We start from the raw sequence: 21,352 nt of genomic DNA on the forward strand, positions 1-21,352 counted from the left end.
CAAGCGCATTGATTGCGGGGATAAGTGCCGACCGCTTAAGAATAGGCTTGCTCGTATATGGCGAGCTTAAAATTATAACGAGCTTCCATTTAACTGAGCGAGGCCCGCTTGGCGGGACAAGTTAGTGTCTTTTGCCAACACGTTTTTAATCCCCCCCTCTATCCAACCAGTAGGCACATAGTTTCGCGGCAACTCTGCGGTAGCCGTGCTTGACTAGCTGCTATGTGACAATACTTCTCCGCCACGCGGCTGGGTTGGCACCGGTCATTTTCCGAAATGTCCGGCTGAAGTGTGCCGCGTCAGCGAAACCGGTTGAGTTTGCAATTTCTTCCAAACATCGATTGGTGTTCAAAAGTAAAAACTTCGCGCGGCTGACGCGTGCTTGTAGCTGCCATTGATATGGCGCTAAGCCAGTTGAGGCCTTGAATGCACGGCAGAAATGCGCCTGTGACAAACCAACGAGCTCTGCAAGCATGCAAAGTTCCACCTTAGCTGGCATCTTCGCTTCAAGAAGGTCAAGAGCGATTTTGAGTTGGCGCGACGAAAGTTTGCTTTCGCTCCCTTTGACGATCTTGGGGCGCTCGTAGAGTTTTGCTCCAATCGCTGCAGTTAAAGAATCTCCATAGAGTTGAGCGGTCGGGTCGTCACTATCAAGATTTTCGCTCAACAATTTGATTAGTGTCCACACCTCGTCGTCCGAAGCGCGGTATCGCGGAACGTCAACAAATTTCAGAGTATCGGATATTTGTAAACGCTCTTGAAGTAAAACCGAGTCGAAGCTGAGCGTTGTACACTTGAGAAAAGTAGTGTATTTGCAATATGCCCACACTTCCATGTCCGCCGGTATGATAAATAAAGAACGGGGCTTGTAGGGCACAGGGTTTGGCGTGTTAGGCCTGCACCTAGCCTCGAGAAGGTCCGGTCCAACCTCTTCGAATTGTGCATTTAGCCAGGTCAAGTTCGCAGCGCGCTCAACCTGATATAAAACCCTGCCGGTGCACGTAAGATCATGTCGTTCGATGTGAATACCATTCCAACTACCTACCGCGACGTCGGCTTTTGCAATATTCTCAGGAAGCTCAATAGAGGACGACATATAATTGCTATTTAAAATTTAGGCGATCAGGGCTTGTCAGGCTGCGAAAGTGGACGTGATTCGAATGACTGCAATTGTCATAGCGCTTTCGATTGCGTATGTTTTGCTAGGATAAGAGCTGATCTACTTTGCACTGCTGGTGCGTGCCTATTAATCTGCCCACTCTAACCAGATTAGCGTAACAACAAAGCGGATCAGTGCAATTATTCATAGCTCATAACCTTAGCTTTTCTGATCTGTTAAAGTCAACAACATTTGCGGATTCTGCGTTCCACTTTTCGCAACTCAGTTTCGTCAATTGTGCGCAGCTGAGTTGTTGTTGAGATTCCGCATCTTCTAGAAACGTTGGGCTGGCAGCCTAAAATCAGTCACTTCTCTTGTCGAATGTGCCAAGCACTGCAAAGACTAGTTTCGAATGTGCCCCACGATCGAACGTTCAACTGCTCGCATACGCCAGTGCCCCACAACGGGATCCCTTTCAACCTTTCATCGGCAGAAGTCTTTGTGAGCCGTGTTGATGCTCGCGGATTTATGACATCTCCACATCTTGCTACGTAATGTTTGGTCTGCCGGAAACTGTCCAGAATCTGCTGACTCAATTCACACATGGTGTCGTGTACGGCAATGCGGAAGAGTGCAGGAGATCGTGGCTTCCAGCGTGAATCATGCCTTGGCTGCTGCAACCGCCTGCGCCGCTTATGCCCTGGGGCATTGTGGCGGCACTTGCCAATTTGCGCTGCGTGCGCTGTAATATGTGGTGCGTATTGGGCAAGGCCACTTGACCTTCATTCCGGTAACTTAGCCACCTCCTTAATTTCAAACTGAAAGCCATACAACCAGGTCACGCCGACCGCCGTCACGTTGGGGTAGGGGGCCACGCCCCAGAACTCCAGCGCCACGCCCCAAATCCGATCGAAGCGCTTTTCCGGGTCGACGATGAAAACGGTTATGTCGATCACATTTGCGAAGCTGCAGCTGGCCGCGCCGAGCACCGCGTTCAAGTTCTGGAAGGCAGGCAGCACTTGGGTATCGAAATCTCGTTCTGGCGAACCATCCTCGTGGCTGCCAACCGACCAGAGACAAACGAGAAGCCGCCAGACTTCACCGCCGGCGAATAGCGGTTTATATCATAGATGACTTGACGGCCGGCCGGGATGACTACTTAACGTACTGTCATCGCATTCCTCCATTGTTGAGGTCATGAGAATGATAGTCTGTTGCATTGTGCGGATATACATCCAATCCGCGTCAAGACTGGTTGCTTATCCAACATAATTAGGGAGGTAAGATGGCAGCGTTTACGCAATCCGCGCGTTCGTGCATGTAATTGAGAAAGGCAGCTATGAGGGCTGCCTAGACCTTGCACATGAGCTGCACCTGCGTAACCCAGCTGGTGCAGCAGCTGGAAGCCAGCCTGCGCGTCAAGCTCCTCAATCACACCACGCGCAAGGTCAACGCCACTGAAGCCGGTGCCCATCTACTACCAGCGCGTTGCGCGTCGTCTGTCGGATCTCGAGGACGTCGAGGTCGGCCTGCCCGGCAACGCCGCCACTCCACGCGTACAGTTGCTGGGTTGATGTGCTCAGGCCCTTCGCCCATATGCTGCTGGTGCCGGCCTTGCCGGGCCGTCCACCTGCAGTACCCTAGAATTCGATTGGAAATGGGCGCCAGCGACCGCAAGGTTGACCTCATCGGCGAGAACGTCGACTGCGTCCTTCGCGGCGGCGAGATCGTGCATGGCTCGCTGGTTGCGCGACGTATTGGCGAGTCAGGCCTAGGCATATATGTCGCGCTTGCGTATTTTGCGCACGCTGGCGTGCCCACCCTCCCACTTGACCGAGCTAATTCACTCGCATCATCGCATCGTCCGTTTTCTCTAGGATAGCAGCGGCGGCTTCCCCTAAGCCATGCACTGCGGCCGCGAGATGGCGTAGGTCGGCGGCACGCACATCCTGTCGATCGACGACGGCAACACCTATTTCACCGCCGGGCTAGCAGGCCGGGGCGTTCTGTGCCTCCCCGATTACATGGCGCGTGAACACGCGCTAGCAGCCCGCCTGATGCCGCTGCGTATCGCGTATCCGTCGAACCACCATATGAGCCTCAAGCTGAGCGTCTTCATCGATTGGGTGAGCGCGTTGTTGGCGCAGCACGCGCCGCTGCCGGGGTAGGGCTGTAGGCCTTCAGCAGCAGCACCGCCCCTACACTCGAGCGGTTTGCTGAACAGGAAGCTCTGGTATTCGTTGCAGGAGATCCTACGTGATACAAGAGCCGGGGCCCCACCATCCTTCATTTCACTTTTGGTGAAAGTTCGTATTTATAATGCATTTAGATTAAAGAGAAGTTCGCCTTCTTGGGTGCGCACCTCGATGGCTGCAAGATTAGCCTTTATCACTACGCCTTGTGCAGATGATGCTTCAGTAATCTGTATGTAGCTCTTCAATCGCATATTAGACGTTTGACTGCGAGCGCGCTCGATTCTTTTTGCTTCATTTGTAGAATTTGGTTTGTAGACAAGGAATTTAGCCGGAACGGTTAAATTATACTTGGGTGTTTTTGTGTAAGATATTCGCGCAGATTCGTAAACATATTTCTCAGCGTCTGACTTTAGGCTGGATAAATCAAAAGTATTATCGTTGAAATCGTAGTCGCCGAGAAAGAGTGCGCCTTCTAAAACGATATATCGGTTAGGTGCTTTTGCCATCTCAGCTTTGCTCATTGCCGCTACTCTTTGAATTTGCTCCCTGCGTTCGAATCCGTCAGCTGAGAAAGGCTTTTCCGAAACCAGCGACGCTATTTGCTCATCATTGATAGGGGTCTTGTTTAACTTCAAGAAGTTCAAGATGTGTTCTCGGTCGGTGCGGAGGTGTTTGTACGCCTCAGCGGGAACTCTCTCCAGAGCGACATTGGTAGCTCTACTGGAGTCCACTTCGCATTTGCTGACGAGGAGTTTTTGATTGAGTCGAGTACCTTTGTCGTACATTGGCGATTTAATGTAGGCCGCAGCAGCGTATTTCTTGTAGAACTCAAAAACGTCCGCCATTGCCTTTTGAGCGGATTCGGATTTCACCCGTAAGGTTAGTGGGCTGAGAGCCTTGAATTTGCCTCCCGTTGCGGCGGTTGTCCAAAGGTTTGAAGAGCGGTTCATGAAGTCTTCATTGACACTTGAGACTGAGCAAATGAAGGTTTCCGTATCCTTCGCACTAGGTTTTATCGGCCCTGGTAGAGGAGGAATTGACTGCGCGAACGCTTGCACGGCGACAAGGGATGCGATTGCGAAAGCAAACTGGTTTAGCATGAGAGAATGTTTAGAAGGTTAATGGAGCAGGCGCGCCATACAAGTGCGCTGTATTAGCTAAAATTGCTGGACAATATAGAAGCGTGCTTTCTCGCTAAGTCGTCGAGCAACATGCTGCGGTTCAGTGGAGCTAAACCGTGGCGAGCTAGAAAGGCGTCGAGCTTGGCAAATGAAATATACTCGCCGGTGCCGTGGGTGCACTTCGCAGCGACTGTTGGCTGCAATTCTGCCGCTTGGACTGGCAAAGCTGGGGAGGTGGACGGAACTGTTGGAGTGATAACGGTAGCTGCTGTCGGAGTTGATGACCCCGCACTGCTACCGCCAACACAGCCAGCTAGCGCGAACATAAGGGCAGTGATAGCCGCTAAGAGCTTTGATGCATGCATGATTGATCCTTGGAATCTCGACGAAAGAGGCGGCAGCCGTCGACAGGGCTCCACTCACTAGACATGAGCACTGTGCCCGATGTCGTTAGAGCTGGCGTCGACACCTGCACTAACCCTATTCCCGTCAAAAAAGAGTAAGTATATCAACTTCTGCCGTCGTTCTACGTTTTTCGTAGAGAAATTTTATGGGGCATCTACGATTATCGTCGTATGCCTGCACGCCCCAAGATCATCAACTCAACTATTGGCCGCCGCCTTCGTCAAGCGCGTGAACGGGCGGGGCTGCCGCAGGACCGCTTAGGTGTACTTGCCGGACTCGAAGAATCGTCGAGTAGTGCTCGGATGAGCCGATACGAAGGCGGGGTACATGAACCACCGATGAAATTCGCTGAAGCGCTAGCAAAGGTCTTGGGCGTACCAGTGGCTTTCTTCTATTGCAACGATGATCGTCTCGCAGAGATTATTCTTGCGTATTCCAGTGTTTCCGAAGCGAAACGGGAAGCCCTCTTATTGTCTGCACGCAGTCTCGTGGCCTGAATAGTGGTGAGTTGAGCAGTTGGTCTTAGATACGTCAGCACAAAGTTGACTGCGAGAGATTGACCTGCTGTGCGCGATGAGGTGGTCTTGATATTGCTAGTTGCAAGGACTAATCAGGAGTCATCCAACAATTTAGGCTTACTCGTATTGTTGGCAAAAATCGATATGTAAGCGGCCTGTTTATGTCCGGATGTCCAGCAATAAAATGGAAGCGCTGACATACTTGAGCAATACGGTGCGATCGTGTTAAGGAGACGCTGGGACAGCGTGCAATTTGATCGTAGCCGCTAGTCCACCTTCTGGATGATTAGCGAGTATTAATTCACCGCGATGCGCCTCAATGATGCTACGCGCGATCCCGAGGCCCAGACCAAGCCCCCCGTCGTTGCTGGCACGGCCGTGATCGAGGCGAACGTACGGCTCGAACAGGCTGGCTACCGCATCCTGCGGCACGCCTGGCCCATTGTCGCGCACTACGATCTCGATCCATTCGCCCTGCCGACGCACTCCAATGTAAGCCCGTTCACCGTAGTGGAGAGCGTTATCGAGGAGATTGCCGATGGCGCGCTTGAGGGCGAGCGGCTTGCCATGCACGGTCAGGCCGCAGCCCTCGTACACGACAACTTGACCGGCCAAGCTAGCGCTTTTAACCATGCGCTGCAACAACCCGTCGAGCCGGATCGCCGTCGGATTTTCGTGGATATCGCTATCCTTGACGCACTGCAGCGCTCCCTTAACCATCATGTCCAGTTCGTCAAGATCTTCCTCGAAATCGCTGCGCAACGCTTCGTCGTCCAGGAGTTCGGCACGTAGCTTGAGTCGTGTAATGGGCGTGCGCAGGTCGTGCGAGATTGAAATAAACAGGCGGTCGCGATCGGCAATGTAGCGCGCGATCCGCTCGCGCATTGCGCCGAATGCGCGGGCGGTATTCACGAATTCGTAGCTTCCAGATTCGGGAAGCGCAGGCGCATTTTCCTCCTTGCCGAACGCTTCGGCTGCGTCGGACAGGGCGGCGAGCGGACGGGTAATCGAACGCACCACCAGGATCGACAGCAACAGCACGGCGAGCAGCGACATGGCTTGAGGCAGCAGCCGGTCCATCGCCAGCGGATCGTGGCCTTTCAGGAAGTAGGGGTTGGGCATCAAGGTTGCCAGATAAAGCCAGTTGCCTGTTTCTAGTTCGGTTTGGATCACTAGAATCGGTGCCGGGTCGGGCTTCAGCATGAGGACATGCCGGACCCAGGTATCGGGGAGGTCGGCTAGGCTTAGTCCGTCAGGTGTCATAGCTAGTTGCTCGGGCCGGGCAAAGTCCAGGCGAAATCGTACCCCCGCCGGTAGCTCGGCGCGCAAAGTCGTGTCGAGCGCCCTCAGCGCCTCGATCGTAAGCGGCTCGGATGGAATGGGCCGCACCGAGACTGCGGCGCGATTCAGGCCTACGTAAAAACGTGTACCGCCCATCTCGCGGAACTGCTGGATTAACAACCCGCGATGTGCCGGCGGCAAGCTGCGAAAGAAACGGATCGAACTGGCCACGCCCTGGCCGATATATTGCGCCGCCACTCGCAAGTCCGTAGTTGAACGACTGCGCAACTGCATGCCCCAGATCATGCTGGCCGCGAGCTGTGTCAGCAGCAGGCCGGCCACCATCACGAGGGACAAGCGTCCCAGGAGCGACTGCGGCCACAGGCGCCAGCGTCGCTCAGCCATGCGCGACACTGACCTCGGAAGCGAATACATAGCCGACGCCGCGCACCGTTTTAATCAGGGCAGGCTGCTTGCCATCGTCCTTTAGGCGCAGGCGCAAGCGGCTGATCTGGACGTCAAGCGAGCGGTCGAACGGGCCGGCGTCACGCCCGCGAGTCTCTTCGCACAGTATTCCACGGTCGAGGATGTCACCTGGGTGCTCGACGAAGTATCTCAGCAGTTGGAAGTCAAGTCCGGTAAGAGAAACCGGCGCGCCATCAGGGTCCGTCACTCTTCGCTCGACCGTGTCGAGGACGAACCCATTGAAGCTGTAGTAGCGTGGCGCCGCGTCGGGCTCGGCGCCGGTGCGGCGCAGGATGGCCTTGATACGGGCGAGCAGCTCGCGCGGGCTGTAGGGCTTGGCGATGTAGTCGTCCGCGCCCAGCTCGAGGCCGACCACGCGGTCGGTTTCGTCGGAGCTCGCGGTGAGCATGATGATCGGGACATTGGAGCGGCGCCGCACTGTCCTGCACAGCGCGAAGCCGTCGGTATCGGGGAGCATCACATCCAGGATCACGAGCGAGAGCTGAGCTTCGTAGGTGTTGAGGGCGACCAGGAAGCTTTCTCCATTGTGCGACAGCAGCACCTGGTACTGGCTCTTCTCGAGGTAGGTCTTGAGCAGGGTGCGGGTCTTCTGGTCGTCGTCGACGATGAGGATTTTGCGGTTCATGACTTATCGTGGCAGGTGCGCATCGAGGCGCAAATTGAGGGTGCGAAACAGGGTGGAGAGGCGTTTCTGGACATCGGCGGCGGAGACGCTGTCGTCCGCGAAGTAGCGCCGGACCTCGGCGATGATCACGTCCCGGTTCTCCTCGCCGGTCGCCATCCGGTGCACTAGGCTCGGGACCTGCGCGGACTGGCCGCGCGCGAACGCCGTCCAGGATGCGCGCGCGCAGCTGTCCATTACGCCGGTATCGGCGTCGCGGCGCACCGGCACCGAACCCTTGGCAAGGTTGTAGTCCTGCTGCACCTCGGCGCTCATCACGGTACGCGCGAACATCTCCTGGGCCGCGACCCGCGGCGCCGGCCCCTTGGCGAACATGGCCAAGGTATCCACGCTGTACAGGTGGAGCGGGCCGGTGCCAGGCATGGGCAGGCAGGCGAAATCCGCGTCCACCCGAAAACCCGGTCCGTTCAGCTCGGCCTTGGCCCAGTCCCCCATCACCAGCATGGCGCCTTCGCCGTTGGCGAAACGGCGGGCCACCTCGGTCCAGGGCTGGTCGCGCACCGGCGCCATCCAGGCCTTCATTTGGCGCAGCCGCAGCAGCGCCGTGAACAGCCGCGCATCGGCCGCGGCACGCGCGCTCTGGCGTACGAACAGCTCGTGATAGAACTCCGGGCCGCCGGACGACAGCACCAGGTTCTCGAACAGGGCTGCCACCTGCCAGTCTTCGCTGCTCTGGACGAAGGGCGCGACGCCAGCCGCGCGCAGCACGGGCGCCACCTTCTCGAGGGCGGTCCAGCTGGTCGGTGGCGTGAGTCCCAGACGCGAGAACAGCTTGCGGTTGTAAAGAACGGTGTTGATTCGATGGATACCTAACGGGACGGCGACCGTGTTGCCGCTGCGGCCGCGCACCAATGTGCGCACTGTCGGGAACATGACCCTGTCCCAGTTTCCGGCGACGGCAACCGACTCCAGGTCAAGAAGCAGGCCCATGCCCGCCCATTCGCTGATCGAGACACCGATGATCTGGGTGGCGTCCGGCGCGCTGCCGGCGAGCACACGGCTCTTGAGGACCTTGCCGGCGCCCAGGCCGGCCCCTCCCGGAACGGCCGCGTCGATCCAGCCGACGCCCCCGCGCGCCAGGCGAGCCGCCAGCAGGTCGGCAGCCCGTCGTTCGCTCTCGGAAGTCCACCAATGCAGGACCTGCAGCGGCTCCGCAGGCGCGGACAGTCCGGCTGCTGCGGCTGCGAGGCTGACAGTCAGCAGCGCCCCTCCTAGGAAGCGACTCAGGCGCGCGCCGCACCTTCCTCTCACTGCATGCTCGCAAACGCCTGCCATGGTTCCTCGTGGAGTCGAACAATGATCGAGGCATTCTAGCAAACAAGACTTTCCTTGCGAGCATGTTTCTGGTCTAAGGCCAGCGGCGCAGCGCCTGACCCTTAAGTGCGTAGAACAGGATCCATGCATAGCATGGCAGGAGCAGCCAGTATGCAGCTTGTGGGCTGCTATGGTCTGATAGCGCACCGTAGGCCATGGGCAGGAGCGCTCCGCCGGCAATGCCCATGATCAGTAGTGCTGCGCCGTTCGCGGTGTCGGATCCGAGATCCGCCAGCGCTAGCGGCCAGATCGCGGGCCAAACCAGGGCATTGGCTAATCCCAACAGGGCGAGACAAAGGACGGAATCTGGGACGTGGCGAATCGGCGACCAGCCGAGCAGTGCTTCCGCTATGACCGTACTGCCCGCAGGAGCAAGGGTAACGACGAGGCTGAATAGGATGCCGAGTGCTGCCGACACCTGCAGCGCGCGTGACTGCGAGATGTAGCGCGGAATGGCGGCTATTCCAGCCAGATAACCTACAACCATGAAGGCCATGGTTAGTGAGGTAAGTGATGCGTATCCTGGCAGCCCGAGGTGCTGGCCGTATAACCCGATGGTATCGCCCGCGATCACTTCCACGCCGACGTAGACAAACAGGGCGGCAGCCCCTAGTACGAGCTGAGGGTGGCGCAGCACATCGAAGCGGCTGCTGCGCTCGCCCTCGCGGCGGTCGGGTGGGATTTCGGGAATCGGCAAGGCCGCCACCAGCAAGGCCATCAGCACCAGTGCCCCGGCCATCATGGCATACGGCGTTGCCAGCCGTTGCGACAGCTCCGCGCGAAGCGCGGCACGGCCGGCGGCGTCGGTGGCCTTGAAGACATCGTCCGAGTAAGCGTCCATCCCGGTCAGGACCAGGCTGGTGAACATGAGCGGTACCAGCACTCCCGCGCCTTTGTTGAACAGTCCCATGATGCTGATACGGGTGGCCGCGCTGTCGCGCGGTCCTATGCACACGAGATAGGGATTGATCGCCGTTTGCATCAGAGTCATGCCGGAGGCCAGGGTGAACAGGGCAAGCAGGAACAGCCCGTATTCGCCGCTGCGTGCAGCCGGGACGAACAGCAGGGCGCCACCGCCCATGATCGCTAGGCCGAGCCCCATTGCGCGCCGGTAACCCGTGCGGCGCAGGACGGCGGCAGCCGGCAGGGCCATAACCGTATAGGCGATGTAAAAGGCGAATGTGACCCAGAGCGCCTGGAAGTTGTTGAGGTCGCAGGCGATTTTCAGGAAAGGTATCAGTGAACCGTTGATCCAGGTGGCGCAGCCGAGGACAAAGAAGAGCAGGGCGACGACGCCCATTGCCAGCGTTACCTGGCGCGTGCTGGTCGCCGGCGCCAGGATGTGTGGCGGATTATCGGTGATCATGAGTGGGGTCCTAGAAAGAGATAATCCGGCGCGCGCAGCGCGCCGGCACGGGCGCAGCTTCAGAACTTCGCGCGCAGGCCCAGGCTGTAGCGGGCGCCGTTCTCGTACACACCGACCGGCAGGCCGTCCGTGGTGTTGGTGCGGATCAGCTCATTGTTCAGGTTGACGGCGTTGGCATACAGGGCCAGTTGGGGCGTGAGGTCCCAGCTTGCGCTGGCGTCCCATTGCCCGTAGGCGCTGGTGACGTCCTGGCCGCCCTGGTTCAGTCCGCCATACGATTTGGAGCGGTAGTTGTAGGAAAGACGCGCCGAGAAGCCGGCGCGCTCGTAGTACACGCTGGCATTGAGCTGGTTGCGCGAGTTGCCCACCACGTTGAGCTTGCGTCCATTGGCCAGCGCTCCGGTCTTGGCGTCGGTGAACGTGTAGTTGACGATCGAGCCTAGGCCGTTGCCGAAAGCCTGCTGCCACTGAAGCTCGACGCCGTTGACGGTCGCGCCGTTGTCGGCGTTCTGTGGCCGGGTGACGGGGCGCTGCACGCCGGCCACGTTCTCGATCGCGGTCGAGGTATAGATGAAGGTGTCGAGGTGCTTGCCGAAGGCCGTGGCCGAAAGAAGCGAGGCGTCCGAGAAGTACCACTCCGCGCCCAGCTCCCACTGGTTGGCGTGGAAAGGCTTGAGCAGCGGATTGCCGGCCGTGGCGGCGTTGGTGGTGCCGCTGACCTCGGTACTGGCGGAGAGGTCGCTGTAGGTGTTGCGCGCCATGACGCGAGAGACGGCGCCGCGCAGCAGCAAGTCCTTGCGCAGCTCATAGACTGCATTCAGGCTGGGCAGGGCGTCGGTGTAGCTGCGGCCGATGCTCACCGGCGCGTAGGCGCCGCGGCCGTTCAGGTCCTGGTTGGCCTGCGAGGTCTGGCGGGTACGCACCAGGCGTACGCCGAAGTCGCCGCGCCAGGGGCCTGTGGCGAAATTCGCCTTCACGTAGGCGGCCGAGATGCGTTCCTTGATCCGGTAGTATTCACCCAGGGCCTCGGCATAGGTCATGGCCTTGTCGTACATGGCGAAACCTTTACTGGCGGCCAGCGCATCGTTGACCCATGCAAACTGGGTCAGCGAGCCGGCGGTCGCCGCCTTTTGGCTGATCTGTGGCGAAGGCCCGGTGGACAGGTCGGCAAGGCTGAAGGATTGCCAGCCGGGGCTACCCGGCCCGGCGGTGCCGATGATGCGGCGATTGCTTACTTCGCCGTCGCGGAACTTCAGGCCGAACTTGACCGACTTGATGAAGGCGCGGTCCAGAAAGAACTCGAGGTCTCCCTGGGCATAGTCTTCCTTGCTGTCCATGCGCCGGATCCAGTCGCGGGCGCCCTGCAGGGTCAGTTTGCTCGGGTCGAGCGGATTCATGTCGAGATACTGGACTTCATAGGTATCCGGGGCCAGGTTAATGGTAGCCCGAGTATTGCCCGTGAACCAGAAATTGCGGTCGTGCTCGCTGCCGCCAGCAGCCGAGGTCGTACCAGCCTGTACATGCAGGCGCCAGCCGTCTCCGTCGAGGTTGCCCTCAAGGTCGAGCACCCGCGACTTGACATAGGCTTCGCGGTAGATCGGCTCGAAAGACACCCCGTTGACCGGACCCACGGTGCCACCCACCACCGACTGGGTGCCGTCCGAGGTCGTGATGAAGCGCGGTCGGCTGATTCTCAGCACATTGTTCGGCTCGACCAGGCCGCCGATCTGCCACAGGTAATTCTGGTTGTTGTTGTCCATGTCCATGTCCGAATGCAGGTAGTTCAGGGACACGTCGGAGTTCGCCGTAGGACGCAACTGCAGCGTTAGGTTGACGGTCTTGCGTTCGCGGTCCTGGCGGAAAATCGGCGTGCCGCCGCCCCAGGAGGCGTACACATTCGGGGTGGCGCGGCCGTTCTCGTCGATGACGGTGTACTTGGTAGAGTCGGTAAAGTTTTCCAAACCATCACGGCGCATGGTGCGCTTCTGGTGGCTCAGCGCCAGCAGGACGCCGGCGGTGCGGGCTTCGTTGTGCCAGTTGAGCAGGCCGGACCACTGGGGATCGGTCTTTTCCGGCAGTTCGCTGTAGGTTGCTTCCGCCGATACCTGTGCCGTCAGCGCATCCTTGAATTGCAGGGGCTTGCGGGTCTTGACGATTACCAGGCCGCCGATGCTGCCCTCGTCGAGGTCGGGCGAAGGGCTTTTGTAGACATCGAGGCTGCCGACCAGTTCGGACGGCAGGATGTCATAGTTGAAGCCGCGGCTCTGCGCGTCGTTCTTCCACCAATAGGCCGAGGCTACGTTCTGGCCGTTCAGCTGGGTCATATTCAAGTTCTTGTCGGTACCGCGCACGAAAATGTCGCGCCCCTCTCCCCAGGTCCGGTCGACGGAGATGCCTGGGACCCGCTGGAGGGCGTCCGCGACGTTCTTGTCGGGAAACTTACCAACGTCTTCCGCACTCACCGTGTCGACGATGTTTAAGGCATCGCGCTTCTCGGCAAGGTTACGCTTCTGAGTTGCGCGCAAGCCTTTGACCTCCACTTGCTGGATGCTCGCCGCCTCGGTGGGATCGGCGATTGCGGTCTGGCTCCACGCAACGTGGCTGGCTACGGCACCTGCCAGTGCGACGAGTTGGGTAAGGCGCTTCTTGCGTGGTGGATGCTGGTTCATCTTGTGTCCCTTGTTGTTCGTGTTGTCAGCATTTTTGAAAGTTAGCAGGCTCCGCCTACCGGTACCGACCGCTGGGAAGAAATATCTAATAAGGCTTGGTTTTCGGTGCGACCCGACCAATCTAGTGGCATGTCTTTACAGATACGTTTGAATGCTAGCAGGGGAGAAAATGTAACGCTAGACCGTGGCCGTATTTGTCGGGCACTTCTAAGTTGCTGATTATTTGAGGTATTTTTGGGCTGGGTCTATTATGAGTTACGGAACATTACGAAGTGACTTACCCGCGGGACAGGGACATCGTGCGTAGAAGAAGCGCTAGTAAGCTTGAGAGAGCGTTCTTTACAAAACTTTACAAACTCAGCTATCAGCAGTATCACCACTCCAACAGCGATACCAAGCTTGGATGCCCGCTTAGGCCAAGTACCAAGTAACCGCTGAACCACTTTCGACCGCTAACAGTCGATTTCAGCTCACTAGATAGGGAGGCTCGAGGTATGGACGGAACCCTCCGGCCAGTTTCATATTAGACTCACGTTAGACCAAGCGGCACTGCCTACACTGTTTCTGGCCTGTTTCGAACGAGAAGGCTCGAGCGGATCCGATTAAAACGCTTTGTTGAGATCCGCGCTTAGGAGGTCCACGCAAGCCTGTACTAAAGGGAGAGTTCCCGATGAGGTATCTGTATGACCACGCGGGCATGCCTATCGGAACAAACCTCGCGTTCTTCGAAGGCGACGTGCTCTTCAACTCATGCTTAGTCAACTCATGCCTAGCCGACTTATTTTTTTTGGCCTCCTAATGAAGGTTCTTTTGACTATCGGACGCCGGTGGGTGCTGTTGACTTATAGGTGAGTCCGAGCTAATTGAAGGCAGGCAGCTACTAAACATTTTGATTGCCAAGGTCCGCTGGGACTGGCGGACGTTAGCTGGCCGGCGAGCTCAACACGGCTGCCGGCCAGCGAAATATCTGTGAGACCGGGCTTCGCACAAAGCGGCAACATCGATTGCAATCGCTCTCCAGAACATTCGACCAAGCCCCTATTAGCGCGGATGAAAAAACGTGTAGGTCTTGGTTACTGCTTAATCGCTGCACAACGGAATACGCGCCTACGTAAAGTCAGCAGCCCAAGTCCCGCAGCTATCAAGGCATAAGTGGCTGGTTCAGGGACAGGTGACACTGTGACGACAAAGCCGCTACCTGCACTATCCATCCCATAGAACGTTCGCCCGTCAGCCGAGACGCCAAGTGGCAGGGCAAGTGTACGGTCGCCCAGGTCAACTCCTTGCCCGATAATGTAATCAGTAAAGTTAAGCATGCCTTGACCTTCAATCCAGATGAAGCCGTGTGCTGAGCCAGCAGGGCCGAGATCTCGGTCGTAGCCAACAATAATTTGACCATCGGCCGAGATGCCTGTAGCACCTTGATAGTCTCCCATGGCGTCTAAATCACCAAGCCACTCTGTTTTCTGTGTGAGAGTGTTGTAGCGCCATGCTTGATTGAAGTCACCAGCACCCACGATCCAACGACCATCAGCGGAAACTGCAGTTGCCTCCTGATGAGGATTGCCTTGATCATCAACCAAGTTATGCATTGTCCCGTCTTGCCAGTAAACTCCAGTCCAGTTCCCATATGGCTGCTCTACCCAGCCAGCGATTATGCTACCGTCGTATGACACACCATTGGCACGTGAGGAGCCACCAAGCGAGCCGAGGTCAAGCAGGGAGCCGCCCGCATTAGACGCCGTTGCATGAGCTACGCCGCCGTCAACCCATCCTAATCCAACGACGGTCTTCCCATCGCCGGAAATATTCCAGCTTGAGCTAGCTGACGTACCTGTATTACCACCGATTCCGTTGAGTGTATTCCATTGACGAGTGCTAACCGAATAATAACCAGCGTGATTCAGCCCATCCTTTCCTAGAGCAGAGCCTGATATTCGTGTGCCGTCGGCCGACACACTGGCTCTGCCGCCCTCCCATGCACCGCCGATAGAGGTCACTCCGGTCGCGGCAGTCCACATAAAGTACGATCCGTTTTCGGTATAAGCACCGATCACGCTACCGTTAGCAGAGGAACCCGAGGCCGTAACACCGTAGCCAAGGTCCCAGAAATTTCCTTCTGCATGAGCACTACGTGCAGCGGTCAATGCAGAGAACAGCGCACTAGCCATAAATGTAAGATGAGCTAAAGTTTTCACGTTTGAAACCCTTATGTTGAATATATGTGCTGGGCTCGCCAGCTTAAAGTGACATCCTCTTGCGCTCACTGCCAAAACTTCCTTCGCTACTCCAAAATTCCACATCGCGGCAAGCAGAAGAGATCAAGGCATGCCAAGGCGGGCCAGAGCAATAACGCGCCTTTCATAGGCGCAAATTTTTCATAAGTAGCTTCAATCGGGGGCCAGACTCGTACATCTCTCGACAATACTTTTTATCCATAGGCCCTATGTCAATTTCAGCTTACATGAATGAGCGTCACTGTGCGCGATAGGGGATAAATACTTTCGATCGCGTTAGCGTTTTTGATTTTCTTTTCAATACCCACGCAATGATTAGCGTGCCAAAAAACATCAATGTTTGAACTTGCGGCTCAGGGACTTCCGTGACAATCGAAATGTTATCGATCGCTACGTCAAAATCATGAAATTGATACTGAAAGCCTGGCATTATTGTTGAGAATGCTAGCTCATCCACACTTGACAACACGTCTGCAAAACTGCGACCTTCTGGAAGACTAGGGCCAGCAATATCATCTGGAGATCCAAAACCTCCCCAGCCAGCTGGAAGATTGTGCGCCTTCGTGTCTGCAATTGAGACGGATAATGTCTTCCAACCCTGCATAAAGTCGATTGTTCCGAGATCGTACCAGACGCTAGTGTAGGGAACTCCAGACGGTGTATTGTCATAATCCCTTAATTCCAGAACCATCTTGCTTGGCACTTCTTGTCCGAATGCTTTAATGGATATTGCCAGGACATCTATACTTAGCGTAACACTTCTTACTTTCCCATAATCGCCTATAAATGCGTGATTGCTGCTGTTGGCAAAACTAATGCCAAAGTTATTGATCTGGGTGTGAAGCGCAGGACGTTGTTGGCCTAGGCTTGCATTAATTCCCGTGCCCCCAACTCCATCAATGGCTTGCATTCCAACCCAGCCCTTTGGCCCTGACGAGAAATCAACTTGGCTTGTCGTGGGGACTGCAAACGAGAATGAGCTTAGAGTAAGTAGCAATAACACGAGCATGATTTTTAGATTTAACATCGCAAGCCTTCGGGTTTGTGACACGGAATCGGTAAATACATATTAGGGTATTGAATTTACCGCTAGCTGAGGAATTCTGAAAGAAGCGCGTTTAGCAATTTTGTATAAAAGATGTCTTGAAATGTCTAGATTTTCCAGATTGAAATTCTTGCCCAGTGCCATCACGTTTTTTTCTAACCTAATAAAACTTAGTTCCAGTTTCCTTAGGTAGTTCCAAATTGCAATAGGTTTTATGTGGTGCAAACATTTCTTTGCGTCGTGTGCCAGTTGGTTGTGCAGTGTTGACTGCTACTGATACGATTGACGGCTCCAATAGAGCCGTTCTAGGTAACGAACTTCACTTGGTGACACGGAAGTTGGCCGTCGCGATGGGTTCGAGTCTTCTCTCTTTTACAACTTGAAGCGTTGACACGGGAGTTGGAGAGCAAAAACCACGCATGGAAATCTTGATTTGCCGTTTTGTTGGACGGCAACATAATCTGGCAAGCGGATCGCGATTCTAACTCTTCAGTGCTAGCGTTTCACATAAGCGACTCAGCACGCACTGTCCTGAATTAGCGAGGTAGTGCAAAGTTAAACAGCAAGATTAGTTTCCGCATTGAATCAAAAGTTGGATATTTCTACCATACATTTTCTTCATTGCCTATATAACTGTTGGTGTCGTTCCAGAATCCAAGACAGAGTTTTGCGCAAACTAATGCTACCAATCTGGGCGACTTACAGACTAGAGTCGTTTACCTATTCAGTGGGCGACCTCGTAATTGTCACACTGGATGAACGTTTGCAATTATAGATTTCCCACTTTACGTATGCATGGCATTGACTGGGTTATGACACTAACGCGCAGTTAAAATTCGGGTGAATCTGCACGATTGAGTGTTATTCTGAATTAATCTAAACCCGCTATTGCTTGACCATATCGAACCAGTCGCAAGAAAGCGGCGAAACGAATTTATCACGTACCTCATGTCAACATTTTATTCTGCATAATCTCTATGAATCATTTAGTCTATCCGAAAACACCGCGTGACGACCTAGTTGAAACCCTATTTGGGAAGCAGGTATCAGATCCCTACCGTTGGCTTGAAAATGACCCAGCCGAAAACTCAGATGTCGCGGCGTGGGTTTGCGAACAACAAGCGCTAACAGAACATCACCTCAGCTCGCTACCAGGCCGTGAAGTTTTTCGGCAACGGCTAATTGCACTCGAAAATTATGAAAAATTCACCGCGCCTCAAGTGCGAGGAGAATGGTATTTTCATTTGCGTACTTCAGGTTTGGAAGATCAGCGCGTTCTATATATTCGCCACGGCCTTGACGGCCTTGACCGAACGTTAATCGATCCTAATTCTCTTGCGAGCGATATAAACATGGCGCTCGCGGAATGGTCGCCGTCCTTCGACGGCCAGTTTGTTGCTTATGCATTTCAGGAGAATGGGTCCGACTGGCGGACTATAAACGTGATTAACTCCATGACGGGCACGCACTTGAGCGACAAGTTAAAATGGGTTAGATTCACTACAATTTCGTGGGCTGCAGATTGCTCCGGATTCTTCTATTCACGCTTTCCCGCAAGTAATTTAATTGCGAATTCCACTTCAGCGTTGTCGAGCCACGCTGTCTATTTCCACGCCTTAGGTACCGATCAGGATCAAGATCGACTCGTACATTCAACGCCAGATCAAGCTGAACTATTGCATTTCGCGGAAGTCAGCAACAGTGGTAGATTTCTTGTAATTTCTTCCACGCCAGGCACGCAGACAAACAGCTGTGCAATTGTAGATCTCGATGAGAAGAAGTGGAGGGTTAAAGAAGTAGTAAATCATTTGGATAGCGAGTGGACACTAGTTGGCGATTTCGATGGCGCACTCATAATGTTGACTAGCGATCAAGCCGAGCGACGTAGGGTTGTCGCGGTCGCCTTGTTATCCGAGTCGCCCGCGATACGGACATTGGTAGAAGAGAAAGAAGCAGCACTTGTTAAAGCTAGCTTAGTTGCTGACCGATTAATACTGACGTATTTGATCGATGCAAAATGTGAACTGCGCCGCTATAAATTAGATGGTACCCCTGATGGAGAGATCCATTTGCCAGGACTTGGAACAGCTATTTTCGAAAGTTATCCTGATTCAATAGAGGCCTTTTTCACATTTATGAGTTTTAATTCCCCTGACACAATATATCGATATGATGTTCTGGCGAACACCTATCAGGTATGGGCCGCCCCAACGCTAAATGCTGACTTGGCCGGTCTTGTTGTGGAGCAACGCTTCTATGTATCGCAGGATGGCACTCAGGTTCCGATGTTCTTAATCCGTAACGCCAGAGTACACGGATCGGCGCCGACACTCCTACAGGCTTACGGTGGCTTCGGCATCAGCATGGTTCCGTTCTTCGATCCTGCCTTGCTGGCATGGGTTGAGCAGGGAGGAATTGCGGCTATTGCCAACGTGCGGGGTGGTGGAGAGTATGGCAAAGCTTGGCATAACGCCGGGCGTTTATTGAATAAACAGACCACATTCGATGATCTGGCTGCTGCGGCTGTATACCTTCGCTCAGAAGGCATTGTGTCGGCAGATGGACTTGCGCTGCATGGTGAGTCAAACGGCGGGCTGTCAGTAGCGGCCGTAGTGAACCAGCATCCAGAGCTGTTTGCTGCTGCGTTGCCAGCTGTCGGTGTAATGGATATGTTGCGATATACACAATTTACCGGTGGTTATCTATGGGTCGGTGAGTTTGGCGATCCACAAAACGCGGATTACTTCCCCACCTTATTGAAATACTCCCCATACCATAACGTCACGAGCGGCAAACTTTATCCAGCAGTTTTGGCAACTACCGCCGACACGGATGATCGAGTGGTACCTGCGCACTCTTTCAAGTACATTGCAGCGCTGCAGGCAGCCGAGCCACAAGGCCGCCCTCATCTTGTGCGGGTGGAATCAAAGGCTGGTCACGGGTCTGGAAAGCCGACTAAGCAGGCAGTTGCGGAAAAGGCAGATAAATGGGCTTTCGCTGCTTACTGGACTGGTTTGGAGGTTGATTGATCGTCGTAGTTCGCCAAAGTCTTGGATATCGGTAGGGTAGGGCGCTGGAACTGTACTCTCGAGGCTACATCCAGTTGGTAATTAGGTAAATATCGTTGGCAAGCAGCACGTTTGAGTGAAGGATGGAATCAAACAAATCTCGGTTAGCACGGCAGTACGTTGATTTGAGAGTTGTCGGGCGATATGGCGCTAACATGGTGAGCGCCTATTTGCCTAGCGTGCTGCAACGTTTTATTTCGTGATGCATTGACGACTTAGACTGAGCCTTTTCGGAGGTTTCAAGTCCGCCACGTGTTACCTTGGGCAGGTTCTTAAATAGTTTTCGGCACTCTACATTTCGGCGATTGGCTAGACAACCTGTCGCCAACACGCGTCTTCGTGCATAGGTCTAGATTAACAAAATTGAATTTTATAATGAACGACTCGACACTTTCGGCAAGGGTATTTGTTGCTGACGCCATCAATCCTGGTGATGTAGTTCTTACGACGACGCCCGAAGTGATGAGCCACACGATCCGGAATGTAATCGGTGCCGACATCTCGCATGCCATGATTTGTGTCGGTAAGTCTTGTGTGATCGATTCGACCGGTGATGGTGTTCACGCAAGGAATCTAGATCGGATTCTTGTCGAGCCTGGTTGCGCTGCTCATGTGCTTCGTGCTGTGACGCCCCTGACCACTGAGCAATTGCAGTCCGTTATCGCTTTCGCTAGAGGGGCTGTCGGTACACGATATTCGATGACTGGAGCTGCAAAGAGCGTGTTGGCTGGCTTCGTAGCTGGTCGCAGGCAGTTTTGTTCGCGTTTGGTTGCGCAGGCTTATCGTCACGGCGGCGTGGACCTTGTCCCCGACGCAGACTTTTGCCACCCCGGTGAGTTACTGGAGAGTGGAGCACTGATCAAGATGCCCGACGTGCTCAGGACTCTAGGCCCCGAAGAAGAACTAAGCTGGCGTGAGGATATCGATAACGTTCAGGCGATGCGAGACTCGACCAACGCTTTACTCGAAGAGGCCCGGAAGCTCTCTTCCACGATCGAATCACTAAACGACATCGATGCGCACTTGATCGAACATCCGGAAGACGATGTTCATCTAGTGGCGGCGTTGCAATCGTCGAGGTACGAACAATTGTGGAGAGACGAGTTTGAACGAAATGCGTGGCAGTATCACGTTGCCTTGATCGAAGGGCACGAGGTTTCCACAGAACGAAAGCGCAGATACTGCGAGGCGCTCCTCGAAGACGAGCAGTTAGGGCCAAACCGTTTTGTGCTCAACCACGCAGGCTACGTTAGTCTGAACACTGCACACCCTCGGCAATATTTTGCTCGGAAAATCGAGCTGTATGATCTCCTCACGCAGTTTCATTACCGGCGCATCCAAGCAGCGTCCGGTTGGCTCGCGCGTAGAGGGTTACGCAAGAACGTGCCCCGCAGTTTGTTACGTCCGCATACGCCAGAGTGGTTCACTTCGTTGCGTGAATGGAATCCGAAGCAGGTTGCGATGGTTTGGGCGGCCGTTGGCGTGTCAGGAAGATTAGACGTATGCAGCATCTGCGCCGATGATCCAGCCCGCGACTATGCGTTGGTAAGTCTGCCCCCAGTCGGACCCGGAACGCTTCGTTTATGTGACGATTGCTACAGAATCCGGTGCGCCGATGAGCCAATGAAGCCTTTCTAATCCCTTGGTTATCTAGCCGCCGTAGGCACGAAGGTCCGCACTGGAACTACAGGGCTGAGAGGTCTATTGTCGAGCAGTTCACACCGTGGCTTGACATTGGTTGTGTTATCTCGACTGCAGCATGGGAACATGAGTACACGCTGGGGCTGGTTTGTTCCTCGCGCAAGTCAATTTGGCATCGCTGCTGCAAGGCTTGAACCCAGCCTGCGAGGCATGAACCCAGCTTTA

The 21,352-nt window shown here is 55.1% G+C and carries 13 protein-coding genes and 1 pseudogene; 4 read left to right on the forward strand and 10 right to left on the reverse strand.

Translation table 11 applies throughout. The features are described 5' to 3' along the window. Positions 1-220 precede the first annotated feature (220 nt). Together B0920_RS03050 and B0920_RS03055 are read right to left on the reverse strand one after the other, a co-directional pair. Positions 221-877, reverse strand: coding sequence for an AraC family transcriptional regulator (locus tag B0920_RS03050; RefSeq protein WP_179119075.1), 657 nt, complete (start codon positions 875-877; stop codon positions 221-223). 1,004 nt (positions 878-1,881) lie between these two features. Further along, positions 1,882-2,252: pseudogene (locus tag B0920_RS03055) on the reverse strand (Rid family hydrolase). Between the two features lie 210 nt (positions 2,253-2,462). On the opposite strand from B0920_RS03055, the gene B0920_RS26495 reads away from it, so the two are divergent. Further along, the gene (locus tag B0920_RS26495; protein ID WP_373887873.1) at positions 2,463-2,981 is read left to right on the forward strand and encodes a hypothetical protein; all 519 of its coding nucleotides are present in this window, start codon (positions 2,463-2,465) and stop codon (positions 2,979-2,981) included. 432 nt (positions 2,982-3,413) lie between these two features. Here B0920_RS26495 and B0920_RS25375 read toward each other — a convergent pair whose 3' ends face one another. After that, a complete protein-coding gene (locus tag B0920_RS25375) occupies positions 3,414-4,244 on the reverse strand; it encodes a hypothetical protein (RefSeq protein WP_143745618.1) in 831 nt (276 codons plus the stop codon). A gap of 746 nt (positions 4,245-4,990) precedes the next feature. Between B0920_RS25375 and B0920_RS03065 the strand changes: the two genes are divergently transcribed. After that, positions 4,991-5,317, forward strand: a complete 327-nt coding sequence (locus B0920_RS03065; protein WP_078031103.1) for a helix-turn-helix domain-containing protein — start codon at positions 4,991-4,993, stop codon at positions 5,315-5,317. Between the two features lie 246 nt (positions 5,318-5,563). Here B0920_RS03065 and B0920_RS03070 read toward each other — a convergent pair whose 3' ends face one another. The 7 genes from B0920_RS03070 to B0920_RS03100 all read right to left on the reverse strand — a co-directional run bounded on the left by B0920_RS03070 (position 5,564) and on the right by B0920_RS03100 (position 16,283). Further along, positions 5,564-7,024 carry an ATP-binding protein gene (locus B0920_RS03070; RefSeq protein WP_078031104.1) on the reverse strand — a complete coding sequence of 487 codons (1,461 nt, stop codon included), beginning with the start codon at positions 7,022-7,024 and terminating at the stop codon, positions 5,564-5,566. Beyond that, a complete protein-coding gene (locus B0920_RS03075; protein WP_078031105.1) occupies positions 7,017-7,730 on the reverse strand; it encodes a response regulator in 714 nt (237 codons plus the stop codon). The genes B0920_RS03070 and B0920_RS03075 overlap by 8 nt, the downstream gene beginning before the upstream one ends. 3 nt (positions 7,731-7,733) lie before the next feature. Continuing rightward, entirely contained in the window at positions 7,734-9,062 is a 1,329-nt protein-coding gene (locus B0920_RS03080; protein WP_078031106.1) for an ABC transporter substrate-binding protein, read from the reverse strand. A gap of 73 nt (positions 9,063-9,135) precedes the next feature. Next, positions 9,136-10,467, reverse strand: coding sequence for a sugar MFS transporter (locus B0920_RS03085; protein ID WP_218669330.1), 1,332 nt, complete (start codon positions 10,465-10,467; stop codon positions 9,136-9,138). A gap of 59 nt (positions 10,468-10,526) precedes the next feature. Further along, complete coding sequence (locus tag B0920_RS03090; RefSeq protein ID WP_078031107.1) at positions 10,527-13,136, reverse strand: TonB-dependent receptor; 2,610 nt, start codon at positions 13,134-13,136, stop codon at positions 10,527-10,529. A gap of 1,073 nt (positions 13,137-14,209) precedes the next feature. After that, a complete protein-coding gene (locus B0920_RS03095; protein ID WP_179119076.1) occupies positions 14,210-15,403 on the reverse strand; it encodes a PEP-CTERM sorting domain-containing protein in 1,194 nt (397 codons plus the stop codon). Between the two features lie 208 nt (positions 15,404-15,611). Then, the gene (locus B0920_RS03100; protein ID WP_229455126.1) at positions 15,612-16,283 is read right to left on the reverse strand and encodes a PEP-CTERM sorting domain-containing protein; all 672 of its coding nucleotides are present in this window, start codon (positions 16,281-16,283) and stop codon (positions 15,612-15,614) included. 1,112 nt (positions 16,284-17,395) lie between these two features. Here B0920_RS03100 and B0920_RS03105 point away from each other — a divergent pair. After that, a complete protein-coding gene (locus B0920_RS03105; protein WP_078031110.1) occupies positions 17,396-19,447 on the forward strand; it encodes a prolyl oligopeptidase family protein in 2,052 nt (683 codons plus the stop codon). Positions 19,448-19,861: 414 nt separating this feature from the next. Further along, positions 19,862-21,124, forward strand: a complete 1,263-nt coding sequence (locus B0920_RS03110; RefSeq protein ID WP_078031111.1) for a YiiX/YebB-like N1pC/P60 family cysteine hydrolase — start codon at positions 19,862-19,864, stop codon at positions 21,122-21,124. Positions 21,125-21,352: the final 228 nt, after the last annotated feature.

It is taken from the genome of Massilia sp. KIM, assembly GCF_002007115.1.
In the GTDB taxonomy this organism is placed as follows: Bacteria; Pseudomonadota; Gammaproteobacteria; order Burkholderiales; family Burkholderiaceae_D; genus Telluria.

Bases quoted from the DNA above. Each gene is read 5' to 3' on its own strand.
- B0920_RS26495 (WP_373887873.1), top strand. From the start codon at position 2,463: ATGAGCTGCACCTGCGTAACCCAGCTGGTGCAGCAGCTGGAAGCCAGC.
- B0920_RS25375 (WP_143745618.1), bottom strand. From the start codon at position 4,244: ATGAACCGCTCTTCAAACCTTTGGACAACCGCCGCAACGGGAGGCAAA.
- B0920_RS03065 (WP_078031103.1), top strand. From the start codon at position 4,991: ATGCCTGCACGCCCCAAGATCATCAACTCAACTATTGGCCGCCGCCTT.
- B0920_RS03070 (WP_078031104.1), bottom strand. From the start codon at position 7,024: ATGGCTGAGCGACGCTGGCGCCTGTGGCCGCAGTCGCTCCTGGGACGC.
- B0920_RS03075 (WP_078031105.1), bottom strand. From the start codon at position 7,730: ATGAACCGCAAAATCCTCATCGTCGACGACGACCAGAAGACCCGCACC.
- B0920_RS03080 (WP_078031106.1), bottom strand. From the start codon at position 9,062: ATGGCAGGCGTTTGCGAGCATGCAGTGAGAGGAAGGTGCGGCGCGCGC.
- B0920_RS03085 (WP_218669330.1), bottom strand. From the start codon at position 10,467: ATGATCACCGATAATCCGCCACACATCCTGGCGCCGGCGACCAGCACG.
- B0920_RS03090 (WP_078031107.1), bottom strand. From the start codon at position 13,136: ATGAACCAGCATCCACCACGCAAGAAGCGCCTTACCCAACTCGTCGCA.
- B0920_RS03100 (WP_229455126.1), bottom strand. From the start codon at position 16,283: ATGCAAGCCATTGATGGAGTTGGGGGCACGGGAATTAATGCAAGCCTA.
- B0920_RS03105 (WP_078031110.1), top strand. From the start codon at position 17,396: ATGAATCATTTAGTCTATCCGAAAACACCGCGTGACGACCTAGTTGAA.
- B0920_RS03110 (WP_078031111.1), top strand. From the start codon at position 19,862: ATGAACGACTCGACACTTTCGGCAAGGGTATTTGTTGCTGACGCCATC.